15 protein-coding genes are annotated in these 16,768 nt (G+C 64.7%); 2 read left to right on the top strand and 13 right to left on the bottom strand.

Annotated features, from left to right (window positions below):
* Positions 1-4: 4 nt before the first annotated feature.
* The 12 genes from ABD156_RS41710 to ABD156_RS41765 form a co-directional block, all read right to left on the bottom strand.
* The gene (locus ABD156_RS41710) at positions 5-1,777 is read right to left on the bottom strand and encodes an ABC transporter ATP-binding protein (RefSeq protein ID WP_344286636.1); all 1,773 of its coding nucleotides are present in this window, start codon (positions 1,775-1,777) and stop codon (positions 5-7) included.
* Complete coding sequence (locus tag ABD156_RS41715) at positions 1,774-3,036, bottom strand: M16 family metallopeptidase (RefSeq protein ID WP_344286637.1); 1,263 nt, start codon at positions 3,034-3,036, stop codon at positions 1,774-1,776. The genes ABD156_RS41710 and ABD156_RS41715 overlap by 4 nt, the downstream gene beginning before the upstream one ends.
* Positions 3,033-4,298 (bottom strand): M16 family metallopeptidase, encoded by a 1,266-nt coding sequence (locus ABD156_RS41720; protein WP_344286639.1) that lies wholly within the window; start codon positions 4,296-4,298, stop codon positions 3,033-3,035. Before ABD156_RS41720 ends, ABD156_RS41715 begins: the two co-directional genes overlap by 4 nt.
* Positions 4,295-5,353, bottom strand: a complete 1,059-nt coding sequence (locus tag ABD156_RS41725; protein ID WP_344286641.1) for a T3SS effector HopA1 family protein — start codon at positions 5,351-5,353, stop codon at positions 4,295-4,297. The genes ABD156_RS41720 and ABD156_RS41725 overlap by 4 nt, the downstream gene beginning before the upstream one ends.
* On the bottom strand, positions 5,350-6,483 hold the full coding sequence (gene lxmK / locus ABD156_RS41730; protein WP_344286643.1) for a class V lanthionine synthetase subunit LxmK: 1,134 nt from the start codon (positions 6,481-6,483) through the stop codon (positions 5,350-5,352). Before lxmK ends, ABD156_RS41725 begins: the two co-directional genes overlap by 4 nt.
* Positions 6,480-7,412 carry a phosphotransferase gene (locus tag ABD156_RS41735; protein WP_344286645.1) on the bottom strand — a complete coding sequence of 311 codons (933 nt, stop codon included), beginning with the start codon at positions 7,410-7,412 and terminating at the stop codon, positions 6,480-6,482. The genes lxmK and ABD156_RS41735 overlap by 4 nt, the downstream gene beginning before the upstream one ends.
* Positions 7,409-8,041, bottom strand: a complete 633-nt coding sequence (locus tag ABD156_RS41740; RefSeq protein ID WP_344286647.1) for a flavoprotein — start codon at positions 8,039-8,041, stop codon at positions 7,409-7,411. Before ABD156_RS41740 ends, ABD156_RS41735 begins: the two co-directional genes overlap by 4 nt.
* Positions 8,042-8,128: 87 nt before the next feature.
* Positions 8,129-8,356 carry an LxmA leader domain family RiPP gene (locus ABD156_RS41745; protein WP_344286649.1) on the bottom strand — a complete coding sequence of 76 codons (228 nt, stop codon included), beginning with the start codon at positions 8,354-8,356 and terminating at the stop codon, positions 8,129-8,131.
* A gap of 258 nt (positions 8,357-8,614) precedes the next feature.
* Entirely contained in the window at positions 8,615-9,346 is a 732-nt protein-coding gene (locus ABD156_RS41750) for an integrase core domain-containing protein (protein WP_344286651.1), read from the bottom strand.
* A gap of 80 nt (positions 9,347-9,426) precedes the next feature.
* On the bottom strand, positions 9,427-11,373 hold the full coding sequence (locus ABD156_RS41755) for a DUF3732 domain-containing protein (RefSeq protein ID WP_344286653.1): 1,947 nt from the start codon (positions 11,371-11,373) through the stop codon (positions 9,427-9,429).
* Positions 11,370-11,855, bottom strand: coding sequence for a three component ABC system middle component (locus ABD156_RS41760; RefSeq protein WP_344286655.1), 486 nt, complete (start codon positions 11,853-11,855; stop codon positions 11,370-11,372). Before ABD156_RS41760 ends, ABD156_RS41755 begins: the two co-directional genes overlap by 4 nt.
* Positions 11,852-13,060, bottom strand: coding sequence for an ABC-three component system protein (locus tag ABD156_RS41765; protein WP_344286657.1), 1,209 nt, complete (start codon positions 13,058-13,060; stop codon positions 11,852-11,854). The genes ABD156_RS41760 and ABD156_RS41765 overlap by 4 nt, the downstream gene beginning before the upstream one ends.
* A gap of 376 nt (positions 13,061-13,436) precedes the next feature.
* Between ABD156_RS41765 and tcmP (ABD156_RS41770) the strand changes: the two genes are divergently transcribed.
* Entirely contained in the window at positions 13,437-14,684 is a 1,248-nt protein-coding gene (gene tcmP, locus ABD156_RS41770) for a three-Cys-motif partner protein TcmP (protein WP_344286658.1), read from the top strand.
* Positions 14,685-14,797: 113 nt separating this feature from the next.
* Positions 14,798-15,886, top strand: a complete 1,089-nt coding sequence (tcmP, locus tag ABD156_RS41775) for a three-Cys-motif partner protein TcmP (RefSeq protein WP_344286659.1) — start codon at positions 14,798-14,800, stop codon at positions 15,884-15,886.
* Position 15,887: 1 nt separating this feature from the next.
* Here the strand turns inward: tcmP (ABD156_RS41775) and ABD156_RS41780 are convergent, their stop codons facing one another.
* Positions 15,888-16,652 (bottom strand): DUF5131 family protein, encoded by a 765-nt coding sequence (locus ABD156_RS41780; RefSeq protein ID WP_344286660.1) that lies wholly within the window; start codon positions 16,650-16,652, stop codon positions 15,888-15,890.
* Between the last annotated feature and the right edge of the window lie 116 nt (positions 16,653-16,768).

Consider the following 16,768-nt stretch of genomic DNA (forward strand, 5'->3'; position numbering starts at 1 on the left):
CTTTTCATGATTCCGATAACAGCAGTTGCGTGGCAGCCAGTTCGCGGTACATTGGATCGGTGGCCAGCAGTTCGGCGTGTGTTCCGGTGGACCTGACCCGGCCCTGGTCCAGCACCACCAGCCGGTGCGCCGAGGTGACGGTGGACAGCCGGTGCGCGATCAGCAAAACGGTGCATTCACGCGAGGCCGCTTCGATGGTGCGCCGCAGCGTATGTTCGCTACGGGCGTCCAGATGGGCTGTGACCTCGTCCAGCAGCAGCACCTGTGGTCTGCGCAGCAAGGCCCTGGCGATCGCCAGCCGCTGACGTTCACCGCCGGAGAGAGTGACTCCACGTACCCCGACTGGGGTGTCCAGCCCGTCTGGCAACTGTTGGACGAGTCGGTCAAGACCGGTGAGGGCGAGAACGTCGGCGATGGCCGCGGGATCGGATCCCGGTGCCGCGTAGACCAGGTTCTCCCGGAAGGTGCCTGCCAGCATCGGGGTATCTTGCTCGACGTAGGCGATCCGCTGGCGCACTTCGGCCCGGTCGCATCGGCTGATGTCGTCTCCCGCCAACATGATCCGACCGCCCTGGTGGTCGTAGAACCGTTGCAGCAGGGAGAAAAGAGTGGTCTTGCCTGCACCGGACGGCCCGACTATCGCGGTCAGCTTCCGAGGTTCCGCGGTGAACGACACACCGATGAGCGCGGGCGGACGTCCCGGGTAGGCGAAAGTGACCTCGTCCACCACCACGGGTGGCGGTGGCCCGGTGGGCGGCCCGATGTCGGCGTCGATGTCGTCCTCCACCGTCATCTGGTTCACTTCTTCGATCCGCTGCAGCGCGCCGAGCCCTTGTTGGAGGGCGGCGAAACCGGTGACCAGTGACAGAATCGGGGTGCCGAGGTTGAAGAGGTATAGCAGGAACGCGATCAGGGTCGCGATGCCGAGTTCGCCGGTCGCGACCAGTACACCGCCGAAGCCGATGACCACGAGGAACGAGGTCTGCACAGCCATTCCGGACACTGTGGTGATGACGACCTGGTAGCGGGCGCCGGTGAGCCCGGCGCGGTAGGCCGAGCGGGCGGCCGAGATCGCCCGTTCGGTTTCCGTGGCCTCCGCGCCGTTGGCCTTCACTGTGCGTGCCGCGCCCAGGGACCGGTCCAGCGCGGCGCCGATCTCGCCGACGGACTCCTGAGTGGCCTGTACCACCTGGCGTATTCGGGGCATCACGAATCCCAGCACGATTCCGACGATGATCAGCACGGTCGCGGTGATGCCGAGCAGCGGCGGGCTCATCGTGCCCATCATGACGATGCTGGCAGCTAGGTGCAGCGCCCCGTTGATCAGGTCGATCACCCCTGTGGTGGCGGCGTGCTGCACCACGGTGCTGTCCGAGGTGACCCGGGTGGTGAGGTTGCCGGGTTCGCGCTGATCCAGTTCCGCGACCCGAAGCCGGATCAGCCGCCAGATCAGCCCGCGCCGGATCCCGAGCACCATCCGTTCTGCGGTGCGCTGGCCGATCCAGGTCTGCCACCCGTTGAGCAGCACCGCGACCATGAACATACCGGTCAGCAGCAGGATTTCATTCCGGAGGCTTTCGCCTGACGTCAGCTTGGCAATGACCGTTTCCACCATCAAGGGCTGCACCAGTTCGGCCACACTGCCCGCCAGGGTGAGCAGGAGGACCAGCGTCAGCGGCCATCGGTGGGGTTTCGCGTATCCGAGCAACGCACGCGAGGACCGATTAGAGCACTTGGGAAGTCCGCCGGCATCGGCTGTTTCGTTGACGATGCTCATCGGGAGTCCTTGGCTGGGAAGTAGTCGGCGAGTGCGGGACGTTCGTCGGCGACGGCTATGGCATGTGTGGCGGGGTCGAAATAATGGCGGGCAGCGGTTGCTACCTCATCGGGGCCGACCGCGCCGACCTTGTCCAGGTAATGGCTCAGCCAGTCGGGCGGCATGCCTCGCAGCACAAAACCGGTTGCGGCGCTGGCGACGTCGGCACGGGCGGACAGCCCGGTCGTGGCGACCCCCTTCGCGAGTCGCTTCGCCGCCTCGACTTCCTCCGGAGCCGGCCCGTTATCGGCGAACTGGGCCATGCAGGAGGTGAGTTCGCTGACCATCCGGGCTCCGTTTCCGGGCCCGGTCAAGGCTTCCACCGTGGTCCAGGCACCGGCCCCGGTTTCGTCGAGTGCGGACTGGACTCGGTAAGCCAGACCGAGCCGTTCGCGGATCTGCCGGACCAGCCGGGAAGAACCCGAGCCGCCGAGAATCAGGTTGGCAAGGTGCAATGCGGGGTGATCGGGATCGGCAGAAGGGAGACCGGGGCCTGCGGTCAATACGAGCGTCGGCATTCCGGGCGGGGCAACCAGGGTGAGCCGGCCAGTGTTGCTGGCAGGGCCCAGCTGTGGCAGGTACAGCCCGGAAGCAATGCCGGACCAATCGGCGAAGGTGTCGGTGACCCGCACCAGGGCAGCATCGGCAGGGAGCGGCCCGAGCATCAGTAAGACCGCGCCATCCGGCACGATCGCCTGAGTATGCAGGCGCAGCAGGTCTTCTGTCGTAACGGCGAGGAGCGCCTCAGTCCCGGCTGGTTCAGCGGACAGCGGGTGCACGCCGTATCGATGGCGGAGCAGCCGCCGATACACCCCGGCGCGTGGCCCGGACCGGTCGCCGGTCAGCAGCGCGCCCGCGACCCGCTCCAGTTCGTGGGCCGGGTAAGTTGCCTTGCGCACGGCTGTGGCCAGCAGGGCGATCGCCTTGGACAGTCCTGTGCTCAACGTGCTCGCGGACAGCAGCAAGGCTTCGCTGTCCCGGGTGACGGACAGTTCCGCGCCCAGCGCCGAGGCCCGGTCGATCAGTGCACGCCTGCCGAGCTTCACAGTGCCCCGCAGCAGGCAGGCGGCGAGCAATTCCATGGGCGCGGCCAGTTCCGGCCGTGTGGCGAACGGCAGCGCGAGACGGATCTCGGTGATCTCCGCGCCCGGCTCGTGGGCCAGCACTACGCGCAGCCCATTCGGCAGCACGGTTTCGACAGCACCAGTCAAGGCTTTCATCGGGCTCCTCCTATCAGTTCCACCCAGGCCGCTGGCGCCGTGCGAACCGTTGCCGCCGCGTCTGCCACCTGCCTCGCAGTGGTTGCGGAAAGCAGGCGAGGGATCTGATGCGGACCGTCCAGACTGGGAAAGAGCACCGCGAATCGACCGTGTGCGACAGCGCGAGTAACCAGGGAGTCGAGCTGGCGGTGATGGCCCAGCAGGAGAAGGGCGATCGCACGTTGGAGTTCGCCTTTGCCCGGCCCGACGCTGCTCAGCTCGCCGAGCAGGCCGCTCCATTCGGCGATCACCTCGCGCGCCGGCCAGTCCCGCTCTCGCAGGAGCGTGGTAACCAGCAAGTCGGGGGAGGCGGTATTAAACCATTCGCCGTTGAATCCGCAGCGAATCGTCGCCGAGCGCAGCCGGGACTGGCATTCCCGCCAGCGAGGCAGCCTGGCCGCGGACAGTACCTCGGCAAGCACCGCGTGCGCGATGTAGCCGGCAGGATCGGCGGCATCCGGCAATGGGGTCGCGATCGCGAGGGCCGTACCGCGGAAGTGCTTGGCGGTGTGCACAGCCCGTACTCCCTGCCGTGCTATCAGGGGCGGTCGCGGGGGGCGATCGCCGGGGGTGAACTCGCCGAATGCCGCCCGCGCGGTGGCCTCGGCTCGCACCGGGTCCACCGCGCCCACGATCGAGAGCACCAGGTTTCCCGCTGTGTAATGCGCCCGATGAAAAGCGGTGGCCTCAGCGGGGGTCACCGCTCGCAGGTGCGTCATGATCCCGTGGTCACCGCCGGTGTGACAGTCCGGGCCCCAGAGCGCTGATGCCGCGGCGGTCCAGGGGAATCCGCCGTGCGAGGCGAACATGGCCCCGCGGATTTCTTCTTCGATCACCGGCAGCTCACCGTCCAGTGCGCGCTGGTCCGGTGCGAACCGGACCAGTCGCGCAGCCTCAGCGTTCAGCAGCGGCTCGAGCGAGTCGGCGTCGGCGACGCTGAAGTAGCTGGTGTGATCGCGGAAGGTGTTGGCGTCGCAGAGCCCACCAGCGGCCTCCACAGTGTGCAGGTGCCCGGCCAGCCCATCCTGCTCGCGGGGAAACATCAGATGCTCCACCAGATGCGCCAGCCCGCGCGCGTGAGGCGGATCGTCGCGGGAGCCGGAACCGGCTGTCAACGCGACGGCTACCAGGTCATGTCGGTGATCGGGTTCGATGACCACGCGCAGCCCGCTCGCGAGTGTGACCCGGTGTACCGTGCGCATCCGGTCCTGGACCTGGCTCATCGGATCGGATGCCCGGAGTCGGTGCTGTGCTCCCCGGTAGAAGGCGGCACGGCTATGGTCGTGGTCAGCTCACGCTCGTTCGTCTGGGTGTCCTGGTGCAGGTTGCGGTCGGGCCGCATGGGGTCGATACCGGCCAAGCGGAATTCGGCCGCCACACGCTGCGCCCTGGTGGTTCCTGCAGCGGGGTCGAGTGCATCCTCGACGAGCGCCTTGGCCAGCGCGAAGCAGCGGTGCTGGCCGAAGCTCAGATTCTGCTGGCCTGGCCGGGCATCCACCGGTTCCCAGGCCGCAGCGATGCCCGGTGCCAGCCGCTGGGTGAGCACCGAAGTGGCCACGCCGAGCGCACGATCACCACGCAGCCGCTGGACGAGTGCGGTCTCGATCGGACCGGATTCGCCGTACAGATAGATCACCAATGCGTCCCGCCTGGGATAGTCGGCACGGACTGACAGGACCTTCCCGTGGTAGTCCGCCCGCGCGGCCTCCAGTTCGGCCAGGGCTGCCCGCCAGATCCGGACCGCACCCTCTGATTCGGTCAGATGCACGAAGATCCGCCGTACCGTGGGGTCCCGCCGTGGCCGCGGCTGAGAGCCCAGCACGTAGAAAAAGCCGGGGGAAAGCGCCGGGCGAGCGGCGTCGAGCCGCAATTGGACCACGGAGCCAGCAGTCGGAGCGTCCTCGCCGACAAGTCGGCCACGCGGCACCCGAACAGTGACCAGGGCGGTACGCACGATCAACTCCTTGTCTCCGGCGGCCAGCAGGAGCCCCTCGACCGGAGCGTCGGCATGCGGGACGGCTTCGGCGAGCCGTTGCTCGAAGCCATAGTCACGGTTGAGTTCTTTGCTCGCCGGCCGCGCGCGGTCGTTCGTGCCGGCTGTCCCGGCATGCAGCAGTTCGTAGAGCGCGTTGGCCAGCCGCCCGCGCAGATCACGGGGATCATCACCGGTCAGCCGGGTGCCCGCCACGTCAGCGGAACAGCCGTCCGGCGCTACTGACACCTCGTCGAGTGCCACGGCGAGCCGCAGGTTCAGCGGGCAGGAAAGGGCCATGCTCATACCTGTTCTTTCCGGTCATGCTGGACAACACCGAGAAGCTCGGCGGCCCCCTCCGGATTGAGCAGAACGCCGCGCCCGATTCCGGCCGCGGCTTTGGCCACGGGGTTCAGCTGGATCTGGAACTCCGCGCTCGCGATGAGTCGGTCGTACATATGCCAGCCGGCGAACCGCATAGCCCGCTCCGGCAGACGAGGATCAGGCGCGCGTTTCGCGCGGTAACCTGCCCAGAACGCCTTTATTCGAGGAATTATCCGGCGCAGGTTCTCCCGACCGAGACCAATAATATCTTCATGCGCGACACCGAATCCAGAAAATCTGGATCCACTCTGACTTTTTGAGCGCACGAAGATCGCATAGGCGGCATAATAGAGCCACTCCCCGATAAATGCCCCGATATCGCGAGCAGGGTCGGCGAGCTGAAAGCTCTCCCAGTCGCAGAGATACAACCGATCGCCGGAGAGGACGAACTGGTCGAATCGCAAATCCCCGTGCACAGGGGTGATATCCGCAGCCTCCTCCATGGACCTGAGTTCATGCAACGCGCGCACGGATTCGCTGTCGTCCTGCAGCAACTGCCAGGCAGCAAGCTGTGCCGAGGTGTTCTGCTGGACGACGTCCCATGGAATTCCGTCAAGCCAGGAAAGCGGGGGAAAGAACAGCGGGCCGCTGTCCAGACCGGCCGGATCGAGCCCATGCACGGTCGCGAGTGTTTCACCGGCGCGGTAACACGTTTCCTCGCTGAATCTGCCCGTGAGGGACAGCTCGATGCCTGACTGGGCATTGCTCAGCAACGAGAAGACAAGAAGCCGATTTTCCTCGTCATGGCCGAGCAGCCGCGGGGAGGCCAGCGATGTGCCAGACACCAGCGCTGCGGCAACCCGTTCGAAGGCCAGCGAGCGGGTGATTCCGGGACTGCCCGGCTCACCCGTGTCCGGTAGCCTTTTCACGAACACCTCCGTGCCGCCGGTGGTCATGCCCGCCCAGTTGTCGTTGCGGCCGCCGAAGGAGGTTGTTCCGGTACCGCCGAACACGCCAAGACCGAGCCGACGTAGCAACTGGTCGACCTCAGGAGCCGGAGCGACACCAGTTTCGGATCGTTGCCAGAGGCTCGTTTCGGCGATGCCGGTCATATCCCGCCCCCATCGACAGCCCTGCGACCTTCGTCGTCGATCAGCTCGGCCGTGAAATCGATATAGCTAGTGAATTCCTCGGTCCATCCGGCGTAAGCGGCAAAGTCATGCAGGTGGGTGACAAGCCGCAGAACAGCGTTCCGGCCCAAGGCCGCTTCGTGACAACCAGGCCCGTAACCACGGCGCAGTGCCTGCCCTAGCGCGCGGAAATCCACCCCTCGGTGAATACCAACCCAGCGCAGCTCATACAGTTCACCTAGCAACCAACCGAGGTCGGACTCCGGGCGTCCCGCCGCGAGATCCGCACCGATCAGGAACTCACTTTCCGGCGTGGCGAGCGGCGGCAAGAGGGTCCCGAGCGAGGCGAAGCCGTGCACCAGCACTGTGTCCCGCCGTGGTGCGACGCACCAGTCGCGCAGGCGAGACAGCCTTGCCCGCCCCCAGCGCGGCCAGGCGAGTTCGGCAAGCTTGGCCAAGTTACCCTGGCTGGAGTCGGTTTCGCCGAGCCAGCAGACGATGCGTCGCGGGCCTGGCGACGTGGCCACGGAATCAGGCACGCCGAGTTGGTGCAGGGCCCGCAGCGCACGGCCGACGTTTTCCAGGGCCGTCGTCAGGACCTGGTTGGTACGGGTCTGATCGAGCTCCAACCAGCTCACCGCAGACAGCGGACTACTGGTCAAGTATGTCAGCGCACCGGGCGAGAGCGCGGACGCGGTGGCGGGCACCCAGCGGGCGCCCGGGACGGAGCAGGCCGCGATCGCGCGAGCCAGTGCTGGGTCAGGTGCAGTCAGTGGAGCCGGACATGCAGGCCCTGACCGCTGCGTCCACTGGAACGTCCCATCGGGCAACAGGTGAATCTCGGTGCGGCGCAAACCGCTGCCGTAGTCCTCCACCAGCGTTGAGCCCGGCTCGCCGTCCAAGCGGTTCATTCTGCCTCATTCCTCGCGGCCAGTTCGCGGTACCGCTGCTCCAGTTGTCCGACCAGGTCGGACAGCGGCCCGACACTGCCCTCTCCGAGCTCACCGGTAGTGGCGCTGACCGCGGCTTCAGTGGAACTCACCACCACTCGCGGCCGGTCGGCAAGCGAACGCAGGTGAGCGGCCACCACCGGGTTGTTCACCGCGCCAGGAGGCAGCGCCGGAGCGATACCGATGACCGCCTTGGTGCATTGCAGTGCGAGCAACGCCGGTGAATCACCCAGCCCCAATGCGAAACGGGAAATGAAGTTCAAGGTCGCAGGGTAGACGGCGACAACATCGGGCCAGTCCGCCAACGCGACGTGTGGCGCTTCCCGGCACGGCCGGTCCGGCCATTCATCGGTTATGACATCAGTTCGAGACAAGGCCGAGATGGCGTGTTCGGAAACGAACTTCCTGGCCGACCGGGTAAGGACAACCTTCAAGGAGACCGTCGGCAGCACGGCGTCGATCCAGTTGATCCAGTACGGCAGAAACGACGCACTCAACGCCCCCGAACCAACCAGCAACATACGCCCGAACGTGACCCTGTCGGCAAGGACATCGACAGGTTCGATGTCAGATGAATAGAGTTTCGACACAGCATCTTCCGAAGTATGATTTCCGCGACCGTGCAGCCCGGGACCGGGAGAACGCCGGCCCCGGGCGAACGATCCTTCAAACTTTGATCAGCAAGGCTTCTTGATGGTCTTCCAGATGCCGCCGCCCGCAGAGGCGATTCCTGCCGCGCACTGCTGCGACGATCTGGCAGCGATAATGCTGGCCCGGATCAGAATAGGGGCCAGCGCCGGGGTGGTCGCGGCCGGCGAGGCCTTGCCGTCGAACTGGTCAAGCTCGTCAGCCGTAGTGTAGGCCGTGTAGCCGTTCAGCAAATCATTTTCGGTCATGGTTTGCATTGCATCCTCCTAATTTTTATACCACGGGCGCGCAACAGTCAAGGAATAATAATTTCCAACAAATCCACTTTGCCGACCACGGGCCTGGCATTTCATTGCAGATTTATTCCGGCCGACTTCGTGCCACTACCCGCAATTGGATCATACGCATGATATCCACAGAACCCCTCTTGCCGGAAAGTATAATACCTCACGGTCAAACCATGAATTTCTACCTGTGGGGTTCCAAAAGTCGATCACCGGCGCTCGCCAGCGGCTTTACGCGGCCCGTTCGTACTCGTTGATCAGGCCTCCGAGAAGCCGCTCTCGCTTGATCCGCTGAGAGTCGAGGTTCGCCACCGGACAGGTCGGCCGAGGTGGGCGAAGCTCGCGGGACCGATGCGGCCGTCGACCGTTGCAGCGCCGGACGTACTCGGCAAGCACCGCGCGCAGATGCCGCTGGCCCAGGATCAGCATGCGGTCGGTGAGTTCGGATCTGGCGGTGAACACGAACCGTTCGGCATAGCAGTTCGCCCGCGGACAACGCGGTGGGATCTTTACTGTCGTGATGCCCACATCGGCCAGGACGGCGTCGAACGAGGCCGCGAACTGGCCGGCCCGGTCACGGACAAGAAACCTGAACTCGCCGACTCGATCACCCAGATCCATCACAAGGTCGCGGATCTGCTGCGTAGTCCACCCGCCGTCCGGGTCGGTGGTCGTGCCGAGAACGTGGACGCAACGGCCGCCGACCTCCACCACGAACAACACGCAGACCCGCTCCAGGGCGAGCGCGCAGTCGACATGGAAGAAGCCGCAGGCCAGCATCGTCGAGGCCTGCGCGCCCAGAAACTGCCGCCACGTCGCGTCGTTCTGCCGGCCCGGCACGGGAGGTACCCGAGCCCGCTTCAGGACCCGCCGGATCGCGGCCAGCGATGCACAGGGCAGGCGACCCAGTCGACAAGGGCCACAGGTCCACATGATCGGCGCGGATGCCAGCACGGTCAGCACGATGCGTTGCCGCGCTTAGTGAGGCCACGGAGCGTGAGACTAGGGTAAGCTTCGCAGTCTCTGTCCGCCGCTTACGAGTTCTACGGGGTGAACCAGTCGAATGGAACCAGTGCCCCTTGCCTGTCTCGCCACCGCTGAATCACTGCCGAGCTGAAGACAGGCTGTTCCAGGTCGGCGTGTTCCATAGCGATCACCTGCAACGATCCGTTCGATTCGCTGATCGCTTCGGAAATGGTCCGATAGACGCGCAGCAGGGCAGTCCTGTCGGATTCTTGGAATGGTTGCAGAGCCGTTCCTTTGTAGTCTGCGGGAAAGTAGACCTGGGACGGCTGGTCGAGGATGAGAAGCTGGGGCACCGGCCGGGCGCGATCAGCGAACCACTCGTGCAGGCTCAGCAGGGTCGCCAGGTGGTAGCCCAGCCAGTTCTGGCCGCCTCCCATCTCCTTGAGCGGGACCGGACCGACGCTGGTGTCGGCAACGACGGTGAGGCGGCGCAGGTCGAGCCGCACCGGGGCGTCTGAGTGTTCGAGGGCGAGTTCCTGGGCTTTGTCGGAGATTCGCTGGTTGATCAGCGACAAACTGCTGTTGACCCGGTCGGCTTGCACGTCGTCACCGAGGGCTTCTTCCAGGCTTTCGATGGCAGCGCGCATCTCCTCGCGACGGTCAGACGTCCGAGGAGCAAGGTCGTAGCGTTCGGAGTTCTCGAGGAACATGCTGATGCGTCCGCTGACCGACGCGGCGCGCAGGCCGGCGTCCTGGTACCGCGCGGCTGTACGGATGCTCGCTTCGAGAGCGTCTTGTTCTTCGCGATTTGCGGCCAAAGCCTGGCGAATCTCGCCGAGCGCAGCCTCCTGTTCGGCAATCAGCGCCTGGACGGAGGACGTGTCGTCGCTGACAAAGAGAACATTGGCGTTGAGGTCGTCCAAGTCGGTGCGCAGCGCAGCGACGACTTCGTTCGCGTCCGAGACAGTGCTGTGGCATACCGGACACTGGTCTGTTGATGCGTCGGGGCTGACGTCAAGCAGGGTGAGGGAGGTCAGGCGTTCGCGGTGGTCGAGTGCCTGTGTCATGAACTCGTTGCGTTCGCCCAGCGCAGCTCTCAGGTCAGTGAGCTGGGCGCGCGTCTCCTGGAAAGCGCTGCGGAGTCGATCTCGTTCCTGGACGACGACCTCCAGCGGGTCGTCAGAGTCGACCGGTATGTCGGGCGAGCCGGGCAGCGAAGCGGCGCTGGCCTCATTGAGCAACTGGATAGCTTCTTCGAGCGTGAGGTCTTCGGTCGAGCGTGGTTCAAGCAGCGAGGTTTCGATCGCTTCCCTGACCAACGCTCGTGCTTGCCCGGGAGCAGGTGTGACCGCTTCTTGCTGCTGGAGGGCCCGCTCGTGGTCACGCAGGTCGATCTTCATCTGCCGCAACTGTGCACGTTGGACAGCCTGGTCCGGGTCGACTGCCCCGATGAAGTACGGGAACACGTCGCGAATCGTCCTCGGACCGTACTCTTCTCCCTGGGAGTGAAACAGCTGTTCGGGGTTCGCGATCTCCGATTGTTTCTGGACACAGAAAAACAGCGCCTGCCGAATGGAAGGGGACATCGTGTTGCCCCTCGTCGTCGGCAGACGGATCGAGAGGTCGATGCCGGTGAAGGTGGCCAGAACGCTGCGGGCGGCGTCGACGGTGAAAGTGAACTGCATGTCCTCGACCGCGAGCGGCCCGGCTCCCCGCTGCTGGAAAACCAGACACATCCGCGGGAAAGGCGTGGTACCTCGCTCCGAAGCCGGCCGGGCAACGAACAGTTGCTGGTCCCCGGCGACGATCTGGACCGCGAAAATGCGGACGCGCTCGCGCAGAGCTCCTGCGCTGATAGGATAGCCGCTGCTGGCCATGCAGTAGTCAGTGACGCCCCAGATAGAACTTTTGCCGGTCAGGGAGTCGCCGGTGACGATGTTAAGCTCGCCGAGGTTGAACTCCAACGTGCGCACCTGCCCGGCCTGATTGCCATACAAAGTCAGGGACTTGAGCTGCCAGGTCACGGACGCACTCCAAGCAGGGTGAGGACTGTGGTGGTGGGGCCGCCGCTGGGCAACCACCTGCCGAGCATGTGGGCGGCCTTCTGGATGGAAGCGGCCTCGGGTGACCGCTTCCGGATTGTCGCCGGAATCGCCCCGTCGCGGAGGACGAGTCTGGACGATTCCAGAGTGAGAACGCCGGTTTGCAGGGCGAACAGCAACCCGGGGCGCACGACGCTGAGGAGCCCAGGGGCGTTGGCAGACATGTGGACCTTGACTGCCTGATTGTTCTCCGCCCACTGGGTCATGCTGGCGTTGGCGCTGGGAAGCAGCGCCCGGATCGCAGGCTGCAGCGCCATGACCGCGGCAGTGAGGACGAGGGGCAGCGGGCATCCCGTCCTGTGTACTTGAAAGTGCCCCTGAACAGCACGGGCGCAAACGAGAGCGATGAACGCCGGGTTGTAGAGAACACGCTCCTCCCGGCTCCACTCGATGGGAGTGCTCATCCGCCTGGCACCGGCTCCAGCAGCTCCATGAGGCGCGCTTCGAAATCGGGATGCCAGCCGACCCGCAACTCGTCGGCGAGAATCTGATAGGAACCCTTTGTCACGAATGGCTCATCGCATCCGGGTCGGATGCGGAACCGGGCCTCTTGCTCAACCCACCGGTAAATGGCCTTCGCTTCGCGGACCTTGTCCTCCTCGGCCGCTTCTTCTCCCAGTTCGTCGCAGACGACGTCGAAGCGCGTCGACCACTCCTCGACCAGGCGCCGCTCGTACCTGCCCAGTTCCCCCGGACGGAGAAGATTGTCGTTCACCCAGCGCGACCGCTGCGTGAACGCACGCAGGTAGTCGCTGACGGCACGTCGAACTCGATTGTCGCCGATACCCATGAGACCCAACTGGCGCACGAACGTCCGGTCCCCGAGGTCCACGCCGTCGTCTTCCATCTCCTCCACGTCGTCGTCGATCGGCAGGTTGTCCGGGCGGAAAGCGTCACGACGGTCGCTGAACATCTGGTCGAACTCAAAGCCGGTCACTGGCCCGGCCGCGCGATTGCGCAACTGGGCGACGACCTTCTGGAAGAACCATCCGTCCAAGCGTTCCAGGAAAGGCTTCGCATGTTCTCTGCCCACTGCAAGAGCCGCGAGGCGTAGAAGCTGCCGAGTCGTTTCCTCGATGTCCGGTGCCTCGTCGAGCACACGAACGCGCTCGATCAGCCCCAGACGCTGTTCAGCTGACAGTGCATCCCATGCCTGGTAAGCGGCTTTGTTGGTCTTGCTCGTGGACCGACCGCGAGCTTGGTCGAGCAGTTCAAGCGCCTTCGCCTCGTCTCGTGGGCTGTTCAAACCCGGGGGACGGAGATGGTAGGCGGCACTGTCTTCGGGAGCTTCGGCGGTCGTGAGCAAGAAGTAGGTAGGCCGGTCCTGGCCGTCATCGGTCGTTGTCCACTCCGTGGCCCAGATCCGGAGGCTCTTCCACAGATCGGCAGCCAGGTCGGTGACCCGTGTACCTGGGGCGCGATGTTTAAGCTGGTAGAGGGTCTTGCCGTCCCCTTCGTGGACCTCGATGTCGTCCCCGGCTTCGACAGCGACGGTCCAGTCGGGTCCGGCGCTCGACTGCTCGACGCAGTGGAGGAGAGCTTTGCGGAGCTGGTACAGGTAGCCGATCGCGGACGCAGAGGCCTCGAACAGATTCATCTGCTCGTCCACTCAAGCCCCCTCGCCTCGCTTGCCGACCATGATTTGTTCGTTCATGGACACCAACCGTCATGGAGCGCACCTCTGTTACAGACGACGCCTGACTGTTCACCCGAATGGGCGCACAGCGGCGTGACTACGCCTGCCCATTTCGGCGACCACCAGGCCGCTCATCGGCAAGAAGGGACCGACTCTGATAGCACACTCTCGGAGCAGCGGCCACAGGACTCGCCATGGCAGGGCGTCCTAGCACCCGGCCTTAGTACAACCGCCCGAAAGCGCTTGACTGCCAGTTCGCCAAAACTATTGATCAGATTGTTATTGCGCCGCCGTAGCGTATTCGTCCGCACACGCGAATCACGTGGTGCCTAGCGAGGGGAGGCAGGCGATGACACTCGACGGCGACCTCACAGATCAGAACATCGCTTCGGCGGAGTCCGAAGACTACGCCCTGAGCGGCGAGGCAGGCGGCGAAGAAATCGTCGGCTCGGCCGACCCGTTCTTCGTCTCCAAGAAAGCAGCCGCGGTGTTCAAGCACAAGCTGTTGAAGACTTACTTCCCCAAATTCGCGGGCAAGACGGCGTCAACGGAGGCGGACAGGCGACTTGCCTACGTCGACACCCATGCCGGCAGGGGTTCGTACGAGGACGGAACCTCTGGGAGCCCGTTGCTCGTTGCACAAGACGTTGCCGGGATGCAGCAGCTGCGGCGCATCGACTGCTACTTCATCGAAGCGCGCAAAAGCAACTACGACCATCTGCACCAGATTCTCGAAAACGCCATGCCTGAAGGAGCAGTTTGGAGTGCTCGGCACGGCAAGGCGAGCGACTACATTGAGGACGCGGTGTCCTTCGCCGGCGACGCACCGCTGTTCATGTTCATTGACCCGTACGGGCTAGGCCCCACGTTCGACGAGGTCGCCGGTGTGCTCAACCGCCCCCGTCGCGGTTACGGGAGCAAGACCGAGGTCCTGCTGAACTTCATCGCCATGGCATTCGGCCGAGCCGGGGCGTACATCCGGAGCCCTGCACCGACCCGCCAACAGGTGACCACGCTGGGCCATCTCGACGAGGTGCTGGGCGGAGGCTGGTGGCGAGAGGTCTACCTGTCTGCCGATTCCGTCGCCGCCGCCGTCAAGGAGATCGCGGAGGGCTACGCCGAACGGATACGAGCGAATACGGGTTGCGGCTGGACACTGGTTCCGGTCAAAGATCGCGCCCACAAGCAACCGGTCTACTGGTTGCTCCACTTCACGCGCCACCAGGACGGGATCTGGGAGATCCGGGAAGCAGCCGCGCAGGCCGCTGCCGCCTGGCGCGTCCATTGCAACCCTCCACCGCAAAGCGACGATAACGACCTGTTCCCGCAGGAAGACCCATTCCCGGCAGAGGAAGCGGCACGCCAAGCGGGCTGGATCGACGCCATCGAGCGCAACGCCCGAGACCTGTTGTCGAGCCGCGGCCGCATCAGCCTCCCGACCGATGCAGAGGCTCTGTTCGGACCGGCGACATTCGGCCAAGCATGGAAAAAACACCTGCGCGGAGCACTCGCCCGGCTCCACCAGGAGGGCATCCTGGCACCCCGGCCGCTTTCCCAGGGCCTGGAAAAGTACCAAGGGCACCTCGTTCAACCCTGATCGCCTCCAGCGAACTCAGTCGGAGGTTGAATCGGCCCAAGAGGGCAGGTAGCGTTAGATAGACACTCTATGAATTGGCAAGGTAGCGTTGAGTAGCGCCCGGGGAGGGTCGCATGCCCGTCAACGGCCCGGTGCCATGGAAACGAGCCGACCACACCGGCGCGAAACACGACATATACCGCCGTTACCTCCAGCGGTGGTTTCCCATCCTGCTCGGAGGCTCGAACGCATACCCGTCCGCGACCTACGCGGAAGGATTCGCAGGCCCAGGCGTCTACCTTGACGATCACCCGGGCTCGCCCGTCATCGCCGTCCAGGCCATGCTGGACAAAGTCCCCGAGTCCGACGCGATTGTGAAGATGATCTTCGTGGACGACGACCAACGATGCATCGAATCACTGCGTCACCAGTTGACAACGAGATTTCCCCAACGCCCTCGGACCCCGGACGCCTTCCGGCTGAAGCTCGCACACGGCACGTGCACCGAAACCCTCGAACCCTCACTCGACGCCATGCATGCCTGGGGACAGCCGATCCTGGCTGTTCTGGACTCATGGGGCAACGTGCCCGTTACGTTCGATCTCCTCGCCAGGCTGGCGCACAACCAGTCCTCCGAAGTCATCATCACCCTCGGCACTCAGCCGTTCATCCGTTTCGTCTCCACGATGGGGCAGGAAGCCGACGACGTATTCGGCGGCGATCCGACCTGGCGTCATATCGACACCATGGCGTCGGCACAGGCGAAACGGCAGCACATCCTCACCTGCTACCGGCAAACCTTGTCCACCGCGGGGTTCAAGTACCTCCTGGACTTCGAACTAGTCGACACCCGCGGCGAGTCCCTCTACCTCGTCTTCGGCACTAATCACCGAAGAGGCCTGGAGAAGATGAAGGACTCGCTCTGGGAAGTAGACCGAATCTACGGCGTCGGGTTCCGCGACCCGCGCGACGAACAAGCAGAAACCCTGTTCGAACTCACCGACCCCGCCCTCGCACCGCTGGGCCGACTGTTGCTCAACCGCCTCGAAGACGCACCGGCAACGGGGTGCAGAGTCGAGGAACTTCGCGAATTCACCCTCTTCGAAACGGTCTACCGGCCGCAGCACGTCATTCGAACGCTCAATCAGCTGCGCGCCAACGGGCTCATCGCGAGCGATGAGCCGGGCCTCTACCGACGAAGCCGGGTTCGGCTCGCAAGCTGAATCACTCGACCACCGCGGCAGGTGCCGCCACCCGCGACGGCATCGCATCATGAGTACGCCCGTCCAGCTCGCGGCCTAACGACTTGGGACGAATTCCGCCCCACTGCTTGTGGAAGAACGCAACACCAGCGTTCTCGCACGCGTCGCGGATGTCACGAACCCAATCCGGGTCGCAAGGACGAGCGCGCGGCCCGGACTCGCCCCCGGTGATCACCCAGTCGATCCCGTCCAGCAGCAGCCCCGGCAGCGGGCGAAGCAAGGGCTCGGCAGAAATGAACCTGACCGCGGCAGGCACCTCGCGTAGGTGCTCGACCCGGTCCAGTTGCTCGTCGTTCTCGACCGACACGCCCATCCACAAGTTCGCAGGCCAATCCAGCCGGTCCGCCACACGCCGCATCCTCAGCGATCGTTTGGTAAGCACTTGGTACGTATGTTGCGGAGTATCAGCAATCACCGCCAGCACATCCCGAATGAACCCGATCGGCACCTTGGCGTGAAACAGGTCCGACATCGAGTTCACAAACACAAGACGAGACTGCCGCCACCGGTACGGCAGGGCTAGCGCCTCCGGGTGCACGGTGACACCGAACCCCGGCCCAGACGTCTTCGGGTTGCCGTCCACCTGATACTTGGCGGCACCCATCGCTTTCAAGCGCTTCGCCAGCGCAAGCGCATAGCAGTTGTCACAGCCGGCCGACACACGATCGCAACCCGTCGTCGGGTTCCACGTCGCCTCTGTCCATTCGATCGCACTGCCGTCCGCCATGCCCGCCACTCCCTCGCCAAGACCGGCACGAACAGTAGACGCCTTGTCCAATGCGCACGCCGGGCGGCCCTGCCACGGGTCACTCCGTTGCATGCTCGTCGCGTTCACACAGCATC

This window comes from Amycolatopsis albidoflavus, assembly GCF_039525725.1.
Lineage (GTDB): Bacteria > Actinomycetota > Actinomycetes > Mycobacteriales > Pseudonocardiaceae > Amycolatopsis > Amycolatopsis albidoflava.

What these genes read in the sequence shown, in the direction of transcription:
- ABD156_RS41710 (WP_344286636.1), bottom strand. Translation starts at nt 1,777, where the DNA reads ATGAGCATCGTCAACGAAACAGCCGATGCCGGCGGACTTCCCAAGTGC.
- ABD156_RS41715 (WP_344286637.1), bottom strand. Translation starts at nt 3,036, where the DNA reads ATGAAAGCCTTGACTGGTGCTGTCGAAACCGTGCTGCCGAATGGGCTG.
- ABD156_RS41720 (WP_344286639.1), bottom strand. Translation starts at nt 4,298, where the DNA reads ATGAGCCAGGTCCAGGACCGGATGCGCACGGTACACCGGGTCACACTC.
- ABD156_RS41725 (WP_344286641.1), bottom strand. Translation starts at nt 5,353, where the DNA reads ATGAGCATGGCCCTTTCCTGCCCGCTGAACCTGCGGCTCGCCGTGGCA.
- lxmK (WP_344286643.1), bottom strand. Translation starts at nt 6,483, where the DNA reads ATGACCGGCATCGCCGAAACGAGCCTCTGGCAACGATCCGAAACTGGT.
- ABD156_RS41735 (WP_344286645.1), bottom strand. Translation starts at nt 7,412, where the DNA reads ATGAACCGCTTGGACGGCGAGCCGGGCTCAACGCTGGTGGAGGACTAC.
- ABD156_RS41745 (WP_344286649.1), bottom strand. Translation starts at nt 8,356, where the DNA reads ATGCAAACCATGACCGAAAATGATTTGCTGAACGGCTACACGGCCTAC.
- ABD156_RS41760 (WP_344286655.1), bottom strand. Translation starts at nt 11,855, where the DNA reads ATGAGCACTCCCATCGAGTGGAGCCGGGAGGAGCGTGTTCTCTACAAC.
- tcmP (WP_344286658.1), top strand. Translation starts at nt 13,437, where the DNA reads ATGACACTCGACGGCGACCTCACAGATCAGAACATCGCTTCGGCGGAG.
- tcmP (WP_344286659.1), top strand. Translation starts at nt 14,798, where the DNA reads ATGCCCGTCAACGGCCCGGTGCCATGGAAACGAGCCGACCACACCGGC.
- ABD156_RS41780 (WP_344286660.1), bottom strand. Translation starts at nt 16,652, where the DNA reads ATGGCGGACGGCAGTGCGATCGAATGGACAGAGGCGACGTGGAACCCG.